This is a genomic window from Enterobacter sp. V87_3 (genome assembly GCF_029967835.1).
GTDB classification, from domain to species: Bacteria; Pseudomonadota; Gammaproteobacteria; order Enterobacterales; family Enterobacteriaceae; genus Enterobacter; species Enterobacter cancerogenus.
Genome location: NZ_JASCAM010000034.1, coordinates 1 through 17,071 on the forward strand (window position 1 = coordinate 1; position 17,071 = coordinate 17,071).

Genomic DNA, 17,071 nt, shown 5'->3' on the forward strand with positions numbered 1-17,071 from the left:
CAATGGAACAGACAGTGTTCCGTTGCTGTTCACTGCCGGATAGGCAGCTTAGAAACGTAGGCGGCTTAGATGCGGCTTAGTGCGGCTGTTCACTGCCGGATAGGCAGCTTAGAAAGAAAGCAATGGAACAGACAGTGTTCCGTTGCTGTTCACTGCCGGATAGGCAGCTTAGAAAATATTGGGAATTACTTTGCATTTTTGTATACGTGTTCACTGCCGGATAGGCAGCTTAGAAAATCCAATCTTCTTTCTCTTTCTTGATAACAAAGTTCACTGCCGGATAGGCAGCTTAGAAAGCGAGTGAAGGGCATCAGCGAAAGCTGGTGTAGTTCACTGCCGGATAGGCAGCTTAGAAACTTCGTTCGCAGTACGCTCAGCAGCATATACAGTTCACTGCCGGATAGGCAGCTTAGAAAATTCCGCATTGGCGTAAATCGCGCCGCAGTCGTGTTCACTGCCGGATAGGCAGCTTAGAAATGCTGCTGTTGCACTATTGGCATGATCTTGGTGTTCACTGCCGGGTAGGCAGTTTAGAAATGAGGGGGCATCTTGCCCTTCGTTGCTCTACCGTTCACTGCCGTACAGGCAGCTTAGAAATGACCAGTTCCTTCGACAGGTTAACCTGATGTGTTCACTGCCGTACAGGCAGCTTAGAAATCTTGTCTGATTTGCTCATGCCTTTAGTCACGGTTCACTGCCGTACAGGCAGCTTAGAAACTGAAGACGGAGATCACGCCGTTCGAGTTGGCGTTCACTACCCCACCGGCAGCTTAGAAATCCCCACCACACTCCCCGTAGGTCGGGTAAACGCAGTGCCACCCGACAAAAAAGCCCGGTGGCGCTAACGCTTACCGGGCCTGTGAGCGAACCTTTACGTTTTATGCGAGGACAAGATCGCCCTGCGGATGACAGGAGCAGGCCAGCACGTAACCGTCGGCGATTTCTGCGTCCGTCAACGTCATGGTGCTGCTCACGGTGTACTCGCCGGAAACCACCTTCGTTTTACAGCAGCCGCACACGCCAGCGCGACAGGCCGCGACTACCGGCACCTTGTTGCTTTCCAGTGCTTCCAGCAGCGTGGTGCCCACGCGGCCAAAGAAGGTTTGCGCAGGTTGCAGCTTAGTGAATTTGATCCCGCTGGTTGCCGCTTCGGCGACAGGTGTGAAGAACTGCTCTTTAAAGAAGCGGGTCACACCCAGCGCTTTAACCTCTTTTTCCACGATATCCATGTACGGCGCAGGGCCGCAGGTCATCACGGTGCGGGAGGCAATATCCGGCACGCTTTGCAGCAATTCCCGGCTTAAACGACCAGAGACAAAACCGTGGGTAGCGTTATTTTCCGCTACCAGCGTGACCGGGTAGTTACGCCACTCCTCGGCAAAAATCACATCGTCTGGCGAGCGGACGCTGAAGATCACCTGCACGTCGGCCTGCGGGCGGTTTTTCGCCAGCCAGCGGCGCATTGACATTACGGGCGTCACGCCGCAGCCGGCGGCCAGCAGCAGGAATTTATCATCTGCTTTGTCGTCACAGGTAAACTCGCCCTGCGCGTCTGAAAGCCAGATGTAATCCCCACGCTTCACGTCGCGGGTCAGCCATTCGGAACCTGCACCCTCATCAATGCGACGGATGGTAAGCGTAATGTACTCGCTCACGCCCGGCGTGGAGGAGAGGGTGTAGGCGCGCAGGGTGTCCGCAGCGTTGCGGACACTGACCAGCGCATACTGACCTGCACGATACGGATAGTAGTCATGGCACAGCAGTGACAGCGTCCACACATCCGGCGTCTCCTGATGGATGTGATGAACCTGCATCCGCCACGGACATTGTGAGGTTGGCATGGTCATGAATCTCTCCTTACGCGCTCAGCAGCTCTTTCATATCTTCTTCAACGGTGGTCACGGAACGCAGACCAAATTTCTCGTTCAGCACGGCAAGCAGGTCCGGCGTCAGGAAGCCAGGCGCGGTCGGGCCGGTCACGATGTTGGTCACGCCCAGTGAGAGCAGGGTCAGCAGGATGACAATCGCTTTTTGCTCGAACCAGGAGAGCACCAGTGACAGCGGCAGGTCGTTCACGCCGCAGCCCAGTTTCTCTGCGAGGGTAACGGCCAGAATGATGGCTGAGTAGGCGTCGTTACACTGACCGGCATCGACCAGACGCGGCAGGCCTTCGATGTTGCCGAAGTCCAGCTTGTTGAAACGGTATTTCCCGCACGCCAGCGTCAGGATCAGGCAATCATCCGGTACGCTGGTGGCGAAATCAGTGAAGTAGTTACGCTCGCCGCGCGCGCCGTCACAGCCGCCAATCAGGAAGATGTGGCGCAGTTTTTCACGGCTCACCAGGTCGATGAGGGAATCTGCCGCACCCAGCAGGGTTTCGCGGCCAAAGCCCACGGTGATCAGGTGTTCGATTTCGCTGTAAGGGAAGCCAGCCATCTGCTGCGCCTGGGCGATAACCGGGCCGAAATCGTCGCCTTCGAGGTGGCTCACGCCCGGCCAGCCGACGATGCTGCGGGTCCAGATACGGTCATCATACGCGCCCACGGTAGGGTCGATGATGCAGTTAGAGGTCATCACGATTGGGCCAGGGAAGCGGGCAAATTCAACCTGCTGGTTCTGCCAGCCGCTGCCGTAGTTCCCGACCAGGTGTTTGAATTTACGTAGCTCCGGGTAGCCGTGTGCAGGCAGCATTTCACCGTGGGTATAGACGTTAACGCCGGTGCCTTCGGTTTGCTTCAGCAGGTTGTAGAGATCTTTCAGGTCATGCCCGGAGATCAGGATACATTTGCCTTCGGTCGCTTTAACGTTGACCTGGGTTGGCGTTGGGTGGCCGTAGGTGCTGGTTTCACCGGCATCCAGAATGCTCATTACCTTGAAATTCATCTGGCCGATTTCCATTGAGCACTCCAGCAGAGCGTTCATGTCGGAAGGCCAGGTGCCGAGCCATGCCATGATTTTGTGGTACTGGGCATAGATGTCGTTGTCGTACTGGCCGAGAACGTGCGCGTGTTCCATATAGGCTGCGGCACCTTTCAGGCCGTACAGGCACAGCAGACGCAGGCCAAGAATGTTCTCGCCAATCGCCGCTTTGTCTTTGTTCGGGGTAAATTCCGCCGCCTGACGCTGCAGGTCGCCCAGGTCGTCGCTCACCAGCTGCAGCTCGGCCATTGGGTTATCCACGCGCGCGCTGGCGTCGGCGTTCAGGCATTGGGCCTTCAGCGCTTCACGCAGGGCAATGGCTTCGCGGGCATAGCCGACGATGCGAGGAGAATCAAAGTTAACGTTGGTCAGCGTGGAGAAAAATGCGCGTGGCGCGAAGCTGTCGACGTAGTGGTCGATAATACCGTATTCGCGGGCTTTGAATGCCCATGCGGAAAGCCCTTGCAGGGAAGCGATCAGCAGATCCTGCAGGTCTGACGTCTCGGCGGTTTTACCGCACATCCCCTGCGCCCAGGAGCAGCCATTGCCTGCCGGAGTACGGATGGTTTGTTCACATTGCACACAAAACATAATCACACCTGTTAAAGTTATATTTGATATACATGTTTAAGATTATGCCTGTGCCACAGCGGAGAAAAGGGGTTTCTTCTACAAAATAGAGGGATATTGATTTAGCGCAATTTTGGCGGCCTGAATCGGCCGCCTCGTGACGATCAGGCGGAGAAAAAGGCCATCAAAACAGGGACCAGCAGGCTTAGAATAAACCCGTGTACGATGGCGGCAGGGACCATCTCAAGGCCCCCTGAACGCTGCAGGACCGGCAGGGTGAAGTCCATCGACGTGGCACCGCACAGACCGAGCGCGGTGGAGCGGCTGCGGCGCACCAGACCGGGGATCAGCATGATGGCAATCAGCTCGCGCGCCAGATCGTTAAAGAACGCCGCGCTGCCAATGACCGGGCCGAACGATTCGGTCAGCAGAATGCCGGACAGCGAATACCAGCCAAACCCCGAGGCCATCGCCAGCCCGGTTTTCAGCGGCAGGCCAAGAATAAAGGCGTTAATGACGCCCGCCACCAGGGAACTGACCACCACGATCACCGCCACCATCATGCCGCGACGATTAAGGACAATCTGTTTTAAGGTCATGCCGTTATTGCGCAGCTGAATGCCAATCAGGAACAGCAGGAAAATCAGGGTATATTCGCTGGCCTCGGTGGCATGCTGTAAAAAAGACCATCCGGTCAGTCCCAGCAGAAAACCCAATACCACGACACCGCATAATTTTAACGATTCGAGCGCCATGGCAATACGGGACGGCAATTTTTCCTGATGGTGGGTATTTTTCCATGGAATAGATCGTTCCAGCCAGAAGAGGGCGGCTATATTACAGGCTAAAATAACCACTGCCGTCACGGCAGAATAATGCAGGATGGAAAGTAAATTGGTCGCCAGGTTATCCAGGAACGCCAGGCTGATCCCCATAAAGAAAAGAATAACGTAGACAATCCAGCTGAGAAAACGGTTGATGAGCCTTAAGGCTGATTCACGACGCAGCGGAATGAGGTAGCCCACAATCAGGGGCAGCAGAATGATGAGGAGTCCTGAAAACATGAACAGCCGGTCCTTATGGGGTATTTGTTAAGCGCCAAAGACACTACCCAATAACGGCTGCCCAGTAAAGCCACAAAAAAAAGCCGGGTGGGACCCGTAGGCCGGGTAAGGCGAAGCCGCCACCCGGCACAATACCGCGCGTTGCAGTCTGATGCCCTCACCCCAGCCCTCTCCCACGGGGAGAGGGAGAAAACACGCATTCTCTGCCACAGGAGAGGGAAAGAGAAAAACGTTAATCGCGTTTTTCCAGCAGGGTGCGGTAGAGCAGGCCGCCCAGAATACCGCCGACGATCGGCATCACCCAGAACAGCCACAGCTGCTCAAGCGCCCAGCCGCCCTGGAAAATGGCAACCGCGGTGCTGCGCGCCGGGTTAACGGAAGTGTTGGTGACGGGAATGGAGATCAGGTGGATAAGCGTCAGCGCCAGGCCAATGGCAATGGGGGCAAAACCTGCGGGCGCGTGTTTATCCGTTGCGCCGTGGATCACCAACAGGAAGCCTGCGGTAAGGACAATCTCAATCACAATTGCAGACAGCATAGAGAAACCGCCTGGTGAATGCGCACCATAGCCGTTAGAGGCGAAACCGCTGGCTGCGGCGTCAAAGCCCGCTTTACCGCTGGCAACAACGTACAGCACTGCGGCGGCAATAATACCGCCCACAACCTGAGCAATAATATAACCAAGGATATCTTTCGCCGGGAAACGACCGCCTGCCCATAAACCTAAGGTTACCGCCGGGTTAAAATGACCGCCGGAAATAGGGCCGACGGCATAGGCCATGGTTAATACGGTCAAACCAAAAGCCAGCGCCACACCGACAAAACCAATGCCTAATTCCGGAAATGCGGCTGCAAGAACGGCGCTACCGCAGCCACCAAACACCAGCCAGAATGTACCAAAACATTCTGCCGCCAATTTTCTAAACATAACCACCTCAAATAATAAACTACCGCACACGTATTGCCGTGCGCGGGGGATATCGTCATAAAAGGATGACGATTTAAAGAGCCGCTATTTTAAAAACCCATTCCATACCTTCGCCACTCAAATAAATTCGTTTAATTTGATTTAAGGCAAGGTGTTGTGAATCCTTGCTTCAGATTGACCTTGCACAGGAAATGGGTATTTATTGACAAGACTATTCATATATTGCGGTGTTCCGAAAGGGTGCATCCCGCTATACTGCTGATAACTTGAAGGAAAAAGTGGCCATCTCGCGGGGGATTTATGCTTCTCGAACGTGTGGAAATTGTCGGGTTTCGCGGTATTAACCGTTTGTCGCTGCAGCTTGAGCAGAACAACGTCCTGATCGGTGAGAACGCCTGGGGTAAATCCAGCCTGCTGGACGCGCTGACGCTGCTGCTTTCGCCTGAAGAAAAGCTCTACCATTTTGTTCACGATGACTTCTGGTTTCCGCCGGGCGATGTGACAGGCCGCGAGAAACACCTGCATATTATTCTGACCTTCCGTGAGTCCGAGCCGGGGCGGCATCGCGTGCGCCGGTTCCGCCCCATGTCGCCCTGCTGGGTACCGTGCGCTGATGACTATCACCGCATTTTCTACCGTCTGGAAGGAGAGCTGGCCGGGACGGACAGCGTGTTAACCCTGCGCGAATTCCTGGATGAGAAAGGCAACCCCATTCCGCTGGAGAATATTGACGAGCTTGCCCGCCATCTGAACCGGCTGATGCCCGTGCTCCGGTTGCGCGACGCGCGTTTTATGCGCCGTATCCGCAACGGCACGGTTCCGGATATGCCGGACGTTGAAGTCACCGCCCGCGAGCTGGATTTTCTGGCGCGCGAGCTGGTCTCCCGGCCACAGAATCTTACCGACGGGCAGATCCGCCAGGGGCTTTCGGCCATGGTACAGCTGCTGGAGCACTATTTCTCCGAGCAGGGGATGTCGCCTTCCCGCCACCGGCTGATGCGCCGCCGCTCCCACGATGAACAACGCAGCTGGCGCTATCTGGATATCATCAACCGGATGATCGACAGGCCCGGCGGGCGCACCCATCGGGTTATTCTGCTGGGGCTGTTCTCAACGCTGCTGCAGGCGAAAGGCACCGTCCGTCTGGACCGCGATGCGCGGCCGCTGCTGCTGGTGGAAGACCCCGAAACCCGTCTGCACCCGATCATGCTCTCCGTGGCGTGGCATCTGCTCAATTTGCTGCCTCTCCAGCGCATCACGACCACCAACTCCGGGGAGCTGCTCTCCCTTACGCCGGTCGAATACGTCTGTCGCCTGGTGCGCGAATCATCCCGCGTCTCCGCTTATCGGCTGGGGCCGGGCGGCTTAAATGCCGAGGACGGGCGGCGCATTGCCTTTCATATTCGCTTTAATCGCGCCTCCTCGCTTTTTGCGCGCTGCTGGCTGCTGGTAGAAGGGGAAACGGAGACCTGGGTGATCAACGAGCTGGCGCGCCAGTGCGGCCATCATTTTGATGCCGAAGGGATCAAGGTGATTGAGTTTGCCCAGTCCGGGTTAAAACCGCTCATTAAATTTGCCCGCCGGATGGGCATTCAGTGGCATGTGCTGGTAGACGGTGACGAGGCGGGGAAAAAGTACGCCTCCAACGTGCGCAGCTTGCTGAACAATGACCGGGAAGAAGAGCGCGATCATCTGACCACGCTGCCCGCGATGGACATGGAACACTTTATGTATCGTCAGGGTTTCGATGATGTGTTTCACCGCGTGGCCATGGTGCCGGTGGATGTCCCGATGAATATGCGTCGGGTCATCGCCAAAGCCATTCACCGTTCGTCAAAACCGGATCTGGCGATTGAGGTGGCAACGGAAGCGGGAAGGCGCGGCGTGGAGTCGGTGCCGACGCTGCTGCGCAAAATGTTCTCCCGCGTGCTGTGGCTGGCACGCGGGAGAGCGGATTAACTGCGGCTGGCCTGGGTCACCTGGGTGATCAGGCTGTCGAGCAGTTCATAGCGACGACGGTATTCTGAGCGTTTTTTGCTCGCTATCTCTTCCATTGGTTTGCGCGGCATGGTCAGCGGCAGGGCAAAATTGCCGTCGTCCTGCGGTTGGCCGCCAATCGAGCGCCAGAAACTGTCGTAATCGGCCAGCAATTTTCCCTCTTTTTTCTTGCGGTAGCGCCAGCTGCGATAGATATGGGTGGCGTTACTCACCGCTATAATCTGCTCTACCGGGAAGGCCGCGCCAAGCGTCATGGCCGCTTCCACCAGCAGGCGTTTCGGGAATAACCCGTGGCAGGCTTTGGTCGCACCCTGAATCAGCTCGTGCGGGACGTGCGCTTTTGCACCCTGAAGCCCGCCAATAAAGAGGGTGGATTTTCCGTCAAACTCGCATAACGTGAAGGTCATCTCGGCCAGCACGGTATGTTGATGGTCGCAAAAGGCGAGAGTCGCTTCGCCTTCTTTATCCAGGAACGCGTCTGCGCACAGGCGAACGGTAAACTGCTGATCATCTTTACCGGTTAAGGTCAGCAGCGTCGCACCCTTGTTTGACAGATAACCGTTGAGCAGCGCAGCAGGAAGATGACGACTCATGGCCTGATAGTGCCAGTTAATTGACGCCAGCGCGTGTGCGCGGTCCATATTGACGGTCAGCCACGGGCGATGCAGGCGGCACGGCAGGCCGGGCTGTACCCGAAGCATTTGCATCAGACGCGGTTGCTTTGCCAGGTCTGCCAGCAGCCGGGCGGTGCTGAAAGGCGTGGCAAGCGAACGTAACAGGAATTTACGCCGATAGGCCGGGTTTTGCCAGGCCATGCCCGGGGTGATGTTCCCGAGCGTCAGGCATTTAAAAAGCTGCCAGCCGGATTTGGGTTGTGGCAGGTGTGAATAAGGTGTATCGACGATGGAAGACATGATAGATCCTGCTTCTTAGGGAATAGCGCTATTTCAGCAGGGGATTTATCAACATCTCGTCAACAAATTCCGACGTTGTCAGGAAAGAGGGGGTTTCGTTGACGAGTGGTTTAGCTAGAATCAGCAGTTATGATTGCCAGAACATTTATTTGGAATATTTATGAACCTCAAGGGAAAACGCGGAAAGCTGTTTCTGCTGTTGGCGGTAGTGGTGTTAGCGGGTGGATTCTGGCTATGGCAGGTGCTTAACGCGCCTGTACCTCAGTATCAAACGTTGATTGTTCGTCCAGGCGAGCTGCAACAAAACGTGCTGGCGACGGGCAAGCTTGATGCCCTGCGCAAAGTTGACGTCGGTGCGCAGGTCAGCGGTCAGTTGAAAACGCTGTCGGTCGAGATTGGCGATAAGGTCAAGAAAGGCCAGCTTCTGGGGGTAATTGACCCGGAGCAGGCTGAAAACCAGATCCGTGAAGTGGAAGCCACGCTGATGGAGCTGCGTGCCCAGCGCAGCCAGGCGCTGGCCGAGCGCAATCTTGCGCAGGTCACGCTGACGCGCCAGCAGGCGCTGGCAAAAACGCAGGCGATCTCAAAGCAGGATCTGGACACGGCGGCCACCGAGCTAGCGGTAAAACAGGCGCAGATCGGCACCATCGACGCGCAGATCAAACGCAACCAGGCCTCGCTGGACACGGCGAAAACCAACCTCGACTACACCAAAATCGTCGCGCCAATGGCCGGGGAAGTCACCCAGATCACCACGCTCCAGGGGCAAACGGTGATTGCGGCGCAACAGGCGCCGAACATTCTGACGCTGGCGGATATGAGCACCATGCTGGTCAAAGCGCAGGTGTCCGAGGCGGATGTGATCCATCTTAAGCCGGGGCAAAAAGCCTGGTTCACGGTGCTGGGCGACCCGCAGACCCGCTATGAAGGGGTGCTGAAAGATATCCTGCCTACGCCTGAAAAGGTTAACGACGCTATCTTCTACTACGCCCGTTTCGAGGTGCCGAACCCGCAGGGCGTTCTGCGTCTGGACATGACCGCCCAGGTGCATATCCAGCTGACCGGTGTGAAAAACGTGCTGACCGTTCCGCTCTCTGCGCTGGGTGAATCCGCAGGCGACCGCCGCTATAAGGTTAAAGTGCTGCGCAACGGCGAGACCCGCGAACGTGAGGTCACAATCGGCGCGCGTAACGATACCGACGTGGTGATCGAGAAAGGGCTGGAAGAGGGCGAAGAGGTGGTCACCAGCGAAAGTTTACCCGGAGCCGCTAAATGACGGCGCTGCTTGAGCTGAATGATATTCGTCGCAGCTATCCTTCCGGAGACGGGCCGGTGGAGGTGCTCAAGGGCATCTCCCTGCGCGTTGAAGCGGGCGAGATGGTGGCGATTGTGGGGGCCTCCGGCTCCGGCAAATCCACGCTGATGAACATCCTCGGGTGTCTGGATAAGCCGACCAGCGGCACCTATCGTGTGGCCGGGACGGATGTTTCGACGCTGGACAGCGACGCGCTGGCGAAGCTGCGTCGGGAACACTTCGGGTTTATCTTCCAGCGCTATCATCTGCTGTCGCACCTGAGTGCGGCGCAAAACGTGGAAGTGCCTGCCGTCTATGCGGGTGTGGAACGTAAAAAACGCCTGGAGCGTGCGAAGGCGCTGCTCACGCGGCTGGGACTGGCGGAGCGGGTGGACTATCAGCCGTCGCAGCTATCCGGGGGCCAGCAGCAGCGCGTGAGTATCGCGCGCGCCCTGATGAACGGCGGGCAGGTGATCCTCGCGGATGAACCCACCGGGGCGCTCGACAGCCATTCCGGTGAAGAGGTGATGGCGATCCTCCATCAGCTGCGCGATCAGGGGCATACGGTGATTATCGTTACCCACGATCCGCAGGTGGCGGCGCAGGCGGAGCGGATTATTGAGATCCACGACGGCGAGCTGGTCAGCAATCCGCCGCCGCGTGCGTCCAGAGCGGCCGCGCCGAAAGAAGCGCTGCCTGTTTCAACGGGCTGGGGGCAGTTCTCCAGCGGATTTCGCGAGGCGCTGACCATGGCCTGGCTGGCGATGGCGGCCAATAAGATGCGCACATTGCTGACCATGCTCGGCATCATCATCGGCATCGCCTCGGTGGTGTCGATTGTGGTGGTGGGAGATGCCGCCAAGCAGCTGGTGCTGGCGGATATCCGCGCGATTGGCACCAACACCATCGATGTCTATCCCGGCAAGGATTTTGGTGACGACGAGCCGCAGAATCAGCAGGCGCTGAAATATGACGACCTGGCGGCGCTCCAGAAGCAGCCATGGGTTAACTCGGCGACGCCTGCGGTGTCGCAGAACCTGCGTTTGCGCTACGGCAACATCGACGTCGCGGCCAGCGCCAACGGCGTGAGCGGGGACTATTTTAACGTCTACGGCATGACCTTCAGCGAGGGCGCAACCTTTAATGCCGAACAGCTGGCGGGCAGGGCGCAGGTGGTCGTGCTGGATGCCAACTCGCGCAAGCAGCTGTTCCCGGATAAGGCCAGCGTGGTGGGCGAAGTGATCCTCGTCGGAAATATGCCGGCGACGGTCATCGGCGTGGCAGAAGAAAAGCAGTCTATGTTTGGCAGCAGCAAGATCCTGCGCGTCTGGCTGCCCTACAGCACCATTTCCGGGCGCATTATGGGGCAGTCGTGGCTTAACTCCATCACCGTTCGCGTGAACGAGGGCTACGACAGCGCGCTTGCTGAGCAGCAGATTGAGCGGCTGTTAACTTTGCGCCACGGGAAAAAAGATTTCTTCACCTGGAACATGGACGGGATCTTGAAAACGGCAGAAAAGACCACACGTACTCTACAGATGTTCCTGACGCTGGTGGCGGTGATCTCTTTAGTCGTCGGCGGTATTGGGGTGATGAATATCATGCTGGTGTCAGTCACGGAGCGTACGCGCGAGATTGGCATCCGTATGGCGGTGGGCGCCCGCGCCAGCGACGTGTTGCAGCAGTTTTTGATTGAGGCGGTGCTGGTGTGTCTGGTGGGCGGCGCGATGGGCATTGCGCTGTCGATGATGATTGCTTTCGCGCTCCAGCTCTTTTTACCCGGCTGGGAGATTGGTTTCTCGCCGCTGGCAATTCTCACCGCGTTTTTGTGCTCAACCTTTACCGGCATCCTGTTCGGCTGGCTACCGGCACGCAATGCGGCGCGGCTCGACCCGGTGGATGCCCTGGCGCGGGAATAGCCCGAAAATAAAAATGCCAGCCGATCGGGCTGGCATTTTGCCTGCAGGGTGTACACAATGAAACTAAGCGCTATGCAACCGCTTCAGCTTCTACGGGCACGATAAGACTGGCGTGATTGCCTTTTGGCCCCTGGTGTACATCGAACCGAACGGATTGCCCGGCTTTGAGCGTCCTGTAACCATCCATCTGAATGGTGGAATAGTGAGCGAAGATATCTTCGCCGCCGCCTTCAGGGCAGATGAAGCCAAACCCTTTGGCGTTGTTGAACCACTTAACAGTACCCATTTCCATGCTTCGACATCCTTCGTAAATCTTATAAATTAAGATGGAATGAACCGGTGGTGGAGTGGGGGCTGTTCAAAACCTCGCCAACTCACGCTTGTACAATTTAGATAAACGAAAGAAGCCGTCAAGCGTTTGGCGCTGGAGTTGGGACAATAATCAACCAAAATTTGAGGCAGTTAACGCTATTGCAGCGGTTTGTGACAGACATCGCGGATGACAGTAATAGATGATTGTTATCTAACTTCTGAGGTAGATTCAACGTGGTTATGCAAAATGGGTAAGACCAACGATTGGCTGGATTTTGACCAGCTGGCGGAAGATAAAGTGCGCGACGCGCTAAAACCGCCATCTATGTATAAAGTTATGTTAATGAACGATGATTACACGCCGATGGAATTTGTTATTGACGTGCTACAAAAGTTCTTTTCTTATGATGTAGAACGTGCAACGCAACTGATGCTTACCGTTCATTATCGAGGCAAAGCCATCTGCGGCATCTTTACGGCAGAAGTGGCGGAAACCAAAGTGGCGATGGTGAACGATTATGCGAGGGAGAACGAGCATCCGTTGCTGTGTACGCTGGAAAAAGCCTGATAAGGCATAAAATTGGGGGAGGTGCCTATGCTCAATCAAGAACTGGAACTCAGTTTAAACATGGCTTTCGCCAGAGCGCGTGAGCACCGACATGAGTTTATGACCGTCGAGCATTTACTGCTCGCACTGCTTAGCAACCCATCTGCCCGCGAAGCGCTGGAAGCCTGCTCCGTGGATCTGGTGGCGCTACGTCAGGAACTCGAGGCCTTCATCGAACAAACCACACCGGTGCTGCCAGCCAGTGAAGAAGAGCGCGACACGCAGCCGACGCTCAGCTTCCAGCGCGTGTTGCAGCGTGCGGTATTCCACGTCCAGTCTTCCGGGCGTAGCGAAGTGACTGGCGCGAACGTATTGGTCGCCATCTTCAGCGAGCAGGAGTCCCAGGCGGCTTATCTGCTGCGCAAACATGAAGTCAGCCGACTCGACGTGGTGAACTTTATCTCTCACGGTACGCGAAAAGACGAGCCGAATCAGGCATCCGATCCCGGCAACCAGATTAACAACACCGATGAGCAAGCAGGCGGGGAGGATCGTATGGAAAACTTCACCACCAACCTTAACCAGCTTGCTCGCGTGGGCGGTATCGACCCGCTGATTGGCCGCGACAAAGAGCTGGAGCGCGCAATCCAGGTGCTGTGTCGCCGCCGTAAAAACAACCCGCTGCTGGTGGGGGAATCCGGCGTCGGTAAAACGGCGATTGCCGAAGGCCTGGCCTGGCGGATCGTGCAGGGCGACGTGCCGGAAGTGATTGCCGATTGCACCATCTACTCGCTGGACATCGGCTCGCTGCTGGCGGGCACCAAATACCGCGGCGATTTTGAAAAACGCTTCAAGGCGCTGCTGAAACAGCTGGAGCAGGACACCAACAGTATCCTGTTTATCGATGAAATCCACACCATCATCGGTGCAGGTGCCGCCTCCGGTGGCCAGGTGGATGCCGCTAACCTGATCAAACCGCTGCTCTCCAGCGGCAAGATCCGCGTGATGGGCTCCACTACGTACCAGGAGTTCAGCAACATTTTCGAGAAAGACCGCGCGCTGGCGCGTCGCTTCCAGAAAATTGACGTCACTGAGCCGTCGGTTGACGAAACGGTGCAGATCATCAACGGCCTGAAAACCAAGTACGAAGCACACCACGACGTGCGTTATACCGCGAAAGCGGTGCGTGCGGCGGTGGAGCTGGCGGTGAAATACATCAACGATCGTCACCTGCCGGATAAAGCCATTGACGTGATTGATGAGGCAGGGGCGCGTGCGCGTCTGATGCCGGTCAGCAAGCGTAAGAAAACCGTTAACGTGGCTGATATCGAGTCCGTGGTGGCACGTATCGCGCGTATCCCTGAGAAGAGCGTTTCTCAGAGCGACCGCGACACGCTTCGCACCCTCGGCAATCGCCTGAAAATGCTGGTCTTTGGTCAGGATAAAGCCATTGAGGCCTTAACCGAAGCGATCAAGATGGCCCGCGCCGGGCTGGGGCATGACCATAAGCCTGTCGGCTCCTTCCTGTTCGCTGGCCCAACCGGCGTCGGGAAAACCGAGGTGACGGTGCAGCTCTCCAAAGCGCTGGGCATTGAGCTGCTGCGCTTTGATATGTCCGAGTATATGGAGCGTCACACCGTCAGCCGTCTGATTGGTGCGCCTCCGGGCTACGTGGGCTTTGATCAGGGCGGCCTGCTCACCGACGCGGTGATCAAGCATCCGCACGCGGTACTGCTGCTCGATGAAATCGAGAAAGCGCACCCGGACGTGTTCAACATCCTGCTGCAGGTGATGGACAACGGGACGCTGACCGATAACAACGGGCGCAAGGCGGACTTCCGCAACGTGGTGCTGGTGATGACCACCAACGCCGGGGTGCGCGAAACCGAGCGTAAATCCATCGGCCTGATCCACCAGGATAACAGCACAGATGCGATGGAGGAGATCAAGAAGATCTTCACGCCGGAGTTCCGTAACCGTCTGGACAACATTATCTGGTTCGATCACCTCTCTACCGAAGTGATCCATCAGGTGGTGGATAAGTTCATCGTCGAGCTGCAGGTTCAGCTGGATCAGAAAGGCGTGTCGCTGGAAGTCAGCCAGGAGGCCCGCAACTGGCTGGCCGAGAAAGGCTACGACCGTGCGATGGGCGCGCGTCCGATGGCGCGAGTGATTCAGGATAACCTGAAGAAACCGCTGGCGAACGAGCTGCTGTTTGGCTCGCTGGTGGACGGCGGCCAGGTCACCGTAGCGCTGGATCAGGCGAAGAATGAACTGACCTACGACTTCCAGAGTGCGGCGAAGCACAAGCCGGAAGCGGCTCACTGATTTAAAACGTCAGTCTTAAAAACCGGGTGAAAGCCCGGTTTTTTTATGGCCGGACAGAAGCCAGTTATATTGCGCGCGCATCTGCCTCCTTTTCTTTAAAAGGAGAGGACGAGGTGAGGGGGATATTTCTGGGGTGTGGATTATTGAGGTCTCTACACTTTTCACTTTCTGCATTTATGGGAAAACCCTTTTTTTAGCCTTGTCGTAAAGTATTGATTTCTGGTTGGGTTATTTAAACGCCGGAAAAAGGGGGTTAAGCAGGAATATTGCTTTTATTTTTCATAAACAATAGGATAAGTGCGTTCTCTTCCAGTTCACTGCCGTACAGGCAGCTTAGAAAACAGGAAGCTACAAACGCCTTTACTAATTTGCGTTCACTGCCGTACAGGCAGCTTAGAAAATTTTAAAAAGTTTTCCCGCATTCTTTTGTTTATGTTCACTGCCGTACAGGCAGCTTAGAAAGGTAATGAAAATCAACCGGGTCAGGTCCGTTGGTTCACTGCCGTACAGGCAGCTTAGAAAATGTAAATACCTTGGGTGCCGGAGTTAGCTGTGTTCACTGCCGTACAGGCAGCTTAGAAAGATACAGAACGCCCCGAAATAATATTCCATTAGTTCACTGCCGTACAGGCAGCTTAGAAAAACTGGAGAACTGCGCCCGAGAAAGAACCGGCGTTCACTGCCGTACAGGCAGCTTAGAAAGCACATCTTCGTCACTGCCTCGGCGAGGACTTGTTCACTGCCGTACAGGCAGCTTAGAAAGGTGACCTGATCATCTGCTGCCTGTTCGTTATGTTCACTGCCGTACAGGCAGCTTAGAAAGAGCTGGTTAATGACAGGCTTTGTCATGCAGTGTTCACTGCCGTACAGGCAGCTTAGAAAGGACGTGGCTCAATCCCCGTTGGAATTACGTTGTTCACTGCCGTACAGGCAGCTTAGAAAAATTGCCCACAACTCAATTGCAAGATGAATCATGTTCACTGCCGTACAGGCAGCTTAGAAAGGCCAACGTCGCTCGCGCCGTCGAGCTTGGTCGTTCACTGCCGTACAGGCAGCTTAGAAATCATTACCAGCGACATAATCGAGGGCCTGCTGGTTCACTGCCGTACAGGCAGCTTAGAAAGTATATGTCCATCTGTCTACTATCATCGATGTGTTCACTGCCGTACAGGCAGCTTAGAAAGATCTGATTCGAGATAGCGATGACCAGCTCAAGTTCACTGCCGTACAGGCAGCTTAGAAAAGGCAATCTGCGTGCGCACGGCGTCGCGTGAAGTTCACTGCCGTACAGGCAGCTTAGAAAAACGAGAGAACCAACCCATGATTTCTTCGCTTGTTCACTGCCGTACAGGCAGCTTAGAAAATCAGTGCGTATGATTCCATCTGAGACACTGAGTTCACTGCCGTACAGGCAGCTTAGAAAGAATTGCTTCAGAAATTTGTGGTTATGTTTTTGTTCACTGCCGTACAGGCAGCTTAGAAAGCGCAGGCGCGCCTCATTCTGGCGCTCGTCGTGTTCACTGCCGTACAGGCAGCTTAGAAATGGGGAAGGTTAGCCGAAATAATTCACAAGAATGTTCACTGCCGTACAGGCAGCTTAGAAAACGACAAAAAAGAGCACAGCAGACGGCACTGGGTTCACTGCCGTACAGGCAGCTTAGAAACACGCGCAGGAGGTCCGGGTCCGGGTCGGACAGTTCACTGCCGTACAGGCAGCTTAGAAATGGTTTTCAACAGTGGTGTTGGGCGCGGTATTGTTCACTGCCGTACAGGCAGCTTAGAAAATCCAGCGTAGCGCTGACGGTGCGGCATACGGCGTTCACTGCCGTACAGGCAGCTTAGAAAGGTGTGGGGCGACAGAGGTGAAGTTTGTAGAATGTTCACTGCCGTACAGGCAGCTTAGAAATCCATGCCACCCTGTGAAGAAAATCATTCGTGAGTTCACTGCCGTACAGGCAGCTTAGAAACATCGACAATCAGAAAAGGTTTTGCCGATGCTGGTTCACTGCCGTACAGGCAGCTTAGAAATCCCCAGTCCGCCCATGAAAAAGAAGACGTGTGACGTTCACTGCCGTACAGGCAGCTTAGAAAGTCTCGAAAGTGGTGTAAGGGGCATCCCGGAAGTTCACTGCCGTGCAGGCAGCTTAGAAATATTGGCGTTCCTAATTTGTCAGTAAGTCAGTGTTCACTGCCGTGCAGGCAGCTTAGAAAATCACCTTTCTGAGGCCATGGCAGGCACGACGGTTCACTGCCGTACAGGCAGCTTAGAAATGGCAGG

At 55.8% G+C, this 17,071-nt stretch carries 11 protein-coding genes and 2 CRISPR repeat arrays (1 of these 13 cut by a window edge); of the genes, 5 read left to right on the forward strand and 6 right to left on the reverse strand.

The annotated features are described in order from the left end of the window. The first annotated feature begins 27 nt into the window (after positions 1–27). Positions 28–777: a CRISPR direct-repeat array (repeat unit 28 nt; unit sequence GTTCACTGCCGGATAGGCAGCTTAGAAA). 101 nt (positions 778–878) lie between these two features. The 4 genes from hcr to aqpZ all read right to left on the reverse strand — a co-directional run bounded on the left by hcr (position 879) and on the right by aqpZ (position 5,481). Next, on the reverse strand, positions 879–1,847 hold the full coding sequence (gene hcr, locus QLG21_RS21130; protein WP_137848963.1) for an NADH oxidoreductase: 969 nt from the start codon (positions 1,845–1,847) through the stop codon (positions 879–881). A gap of 10 nt (positions 1,848–1,857) precedes the next feature. Next, positions 1,858–3,510: a hydroxylamine reductase gene (hcp, locus tag QLG21_RS21135; RefSeq protein WP_088207584.1), complete on the reverse strand. Its 1,653-nt coding sequence runs from the start codon at positions 3,508–3,510 to the stop codon at positions 1,858–1,860. Between the two features lie 143 nt (positions 3,511–3,653). Beyond that, positions 3,654–4,553, reverse strand: a complete 900-nt coding sequence (locus QLG21_RS21140; protein ID WP_006174379.1) for a lysine exporter LysO family protein — start codon at positions 4,551–4,553, stop codon at positions 3,654–3,656. 232 nt (positions 4,554–4,785) lie between these two features. Then, positions 4,786–5,481 carry an aquaporin Z gene (aqpZ, locus tag QLG21_RS21145; protein WP_088207582.1) on the reverse strand — a complete coding sequence of 232 codons (696 nt, stop codon included), beginning with the start codon at positions 5,479–5,481 and terminating at the stop codon, positions 4,786–4,788. Positions 5,482–5,781: 300 nt separating this feature from the next. Between aqpZ and QLG21_RS21150 the strand changes: the two genes are divergently transcribed. Further along, positions 5,782–7,440: an ATP-dependent endonuclease gene (locus tag QLG21_RS21150; protein WP_282485157.1), complete on the forward strand. Its 1,659-nt coding sequence runs from the start codon at positions 5,782–5,784 to the stop codon at positions 7,438–7,440. On the opposite strand, the gene QLG21_RS21155 is transcribed toward QLG21_RS21150, so the two are convergent. Continuing rightward, positions 7,437–8,393, reverse strand: a complete 957-nt coding sequence (locus tag QLG21_RS21155) for a VirK/YbjX family protein (RefSeq protein ID WP_282485158.1) — start codon at positions 8,391–8,393, stop codon at positions 7,437–7,439. The genes QLG21_RS21150 and QLG21_RS21155 overlap by 4 nt on opposite strands. Positions 8,394–8,553: 160 nt before the next feature. Between QLG21_RS21155 and macA the strand changes: the two genes are divergently transcribed. After that, the gene (macA, locus tag QLG21_RS21160; protein WP_137848960.1) at positions 8,554–9,669 is read left to right on the forward strand and encodes a macrolide transporter subunit MacA; all 1,116 of its coding nucleotides are present in this window, start codon (positions 8,554–8,556) and stop codon (positions 9,667–9,669) included. Then, positions 9,666–11,606 carry a macrolide ABC transporter ATP-binding protein/permease MacB gene (gene macB / locus QLG21_RS21165; protein ID WP_006174388.1) on the forward strand — a complete coding sequence of 647 codons (1,941 nt, stop codon included), beginning with the start codon at positions 9,666–9,668 and terminating at the stop codon, positions 11,604–11,606. Before macA ends, macB begins: the two co-directional genes overlap by 4 nt. A 70-nt stretch (positions 11,607–11,676) precedes the next feature. Here macB and cspD read toward each other — a convergent pair whose 3' ends face one another. Continuing rightward, the gene (cspD, locus tag QLG21_RS21170; protein ID WP_006174390.1) at positions 11,677–11,898 is read right to left on the reverse strand and encodes a cold shock-like protein CspD; all 222 of its coding nucleotides are present in this window, start codon (positions 11,896–11,898) and stop codon (positions 11,677–11,679) included. Positions 11,899–12,165: 267 nt separating this feature from the next. Between cspD and clpS the strand changes: the two genes are divergently transcribed. Together clpS and clpA are read left to right on the forward strand one after the other, a co-directional pair. Continuing rightward, positions 12,166–12,486, forward strand: coding sequence for an ATP-dependent Clp protease adapter ClpS (gene clpS / locus QLG21_RS21175; RefSeq protein ID WP_006174393.1), 321 nt, complete (start codon positions 12,166–12,168; stop codon positions 12,484–12,486). Positions 12,487–12,513: 27 nt separating this feature from the next. Continuing rightward, a complete protein-coding gene (clpA, locus tag QLG21_RS21180) occupies positions 12,514–14,793 on the forward strand; it encodes an ATP-dependent Clp protease ATP-binding subunit ClpA (RefSeq protein WP_058609246.1) in 2,280 nt (759 codons plus the stop codon). Between the two features lie 312 nt (positions 14,794–15,105). After that, a CRISPR array of direct repeats spans positions 15,106–17,071; the repeat unit is 28 nt; unit sequence GTTCACTGCCGTACAGGCAGCTTAGAAA (it continues 656 nt past the right edge of the window).

Coding starts and splice junctions, on each gene's coding strand:
- hcr (WP_137848963.1), bottom strand. CDS start 1,847: ATGACCATGCCAACCTCACAATGTCCGTGGCGGATGCAGGTTCATCAC.
- hcp (WP_088207584.1), bottom strand. CDS start 3,510: ATGTTTTGTGTGCAATGTGAACAAACCATCCGTACTCCGGCAGGCAAT.
- QLG21_RS21140 (WP_006174379.1), bottom strand. CDS start 4,553: ATGTTTTCAGGACTCCTCATCATTCTGCTGCCCCTGATTGTGGGCTAC.
- aqpZ (WP_088207582.1), bottom strand. CDS start 5,481: ATGTTTAGAAAATTGGCGGCAGAATGTTTTGGTACATTCTGGCTGGTG.
- QLG21_RS21150 (WP_282485157.1), top strand. CDS start 5,782: ATGCTTCTCGAACGTGTGGAAATTGTCGGGTTTCGCGGTATTAACCGT.
- QLG21_RS21155 (WP_282485158.1), bottom strand. CDS start 8,393: ATGTCTTCCATCGTCGATACACCTTATTCACACCTGCCACAACCCAAA.
- macA (WP_137848960.1), top strand. CDS start 8,554: ATGAACCTCAAGGGAAAACGCGGAAAGCTGTTTCTGCTGTTGGCGGTA.
- macB (WP_006174388.1), top strand. CDS start 9,666: ATGACGGCGCTGCTTGAGCTGAATGATATTCGTCGCAGCTATCCTTCC.
- cspD (WP_006174390.1), bottom strand. CDS start 11,898: ATGGAAATGGGTACTGTTAAGTGGTTCAACAACGCCAAAGGGTTTGGC.
- clpS (WP_006174393.1), top strand. CDS start 12,166: ATGGGTAAGACCAACGATTGGCTGGATTTTGACCAGCTGGCGGAAGAT.
- clpA (WP_058609246.1), top strand. CDS start 12,514: ATGCTCAATCAAGAACTGGAACTCAGTTTAAACATGGCTTTCGCCAGA.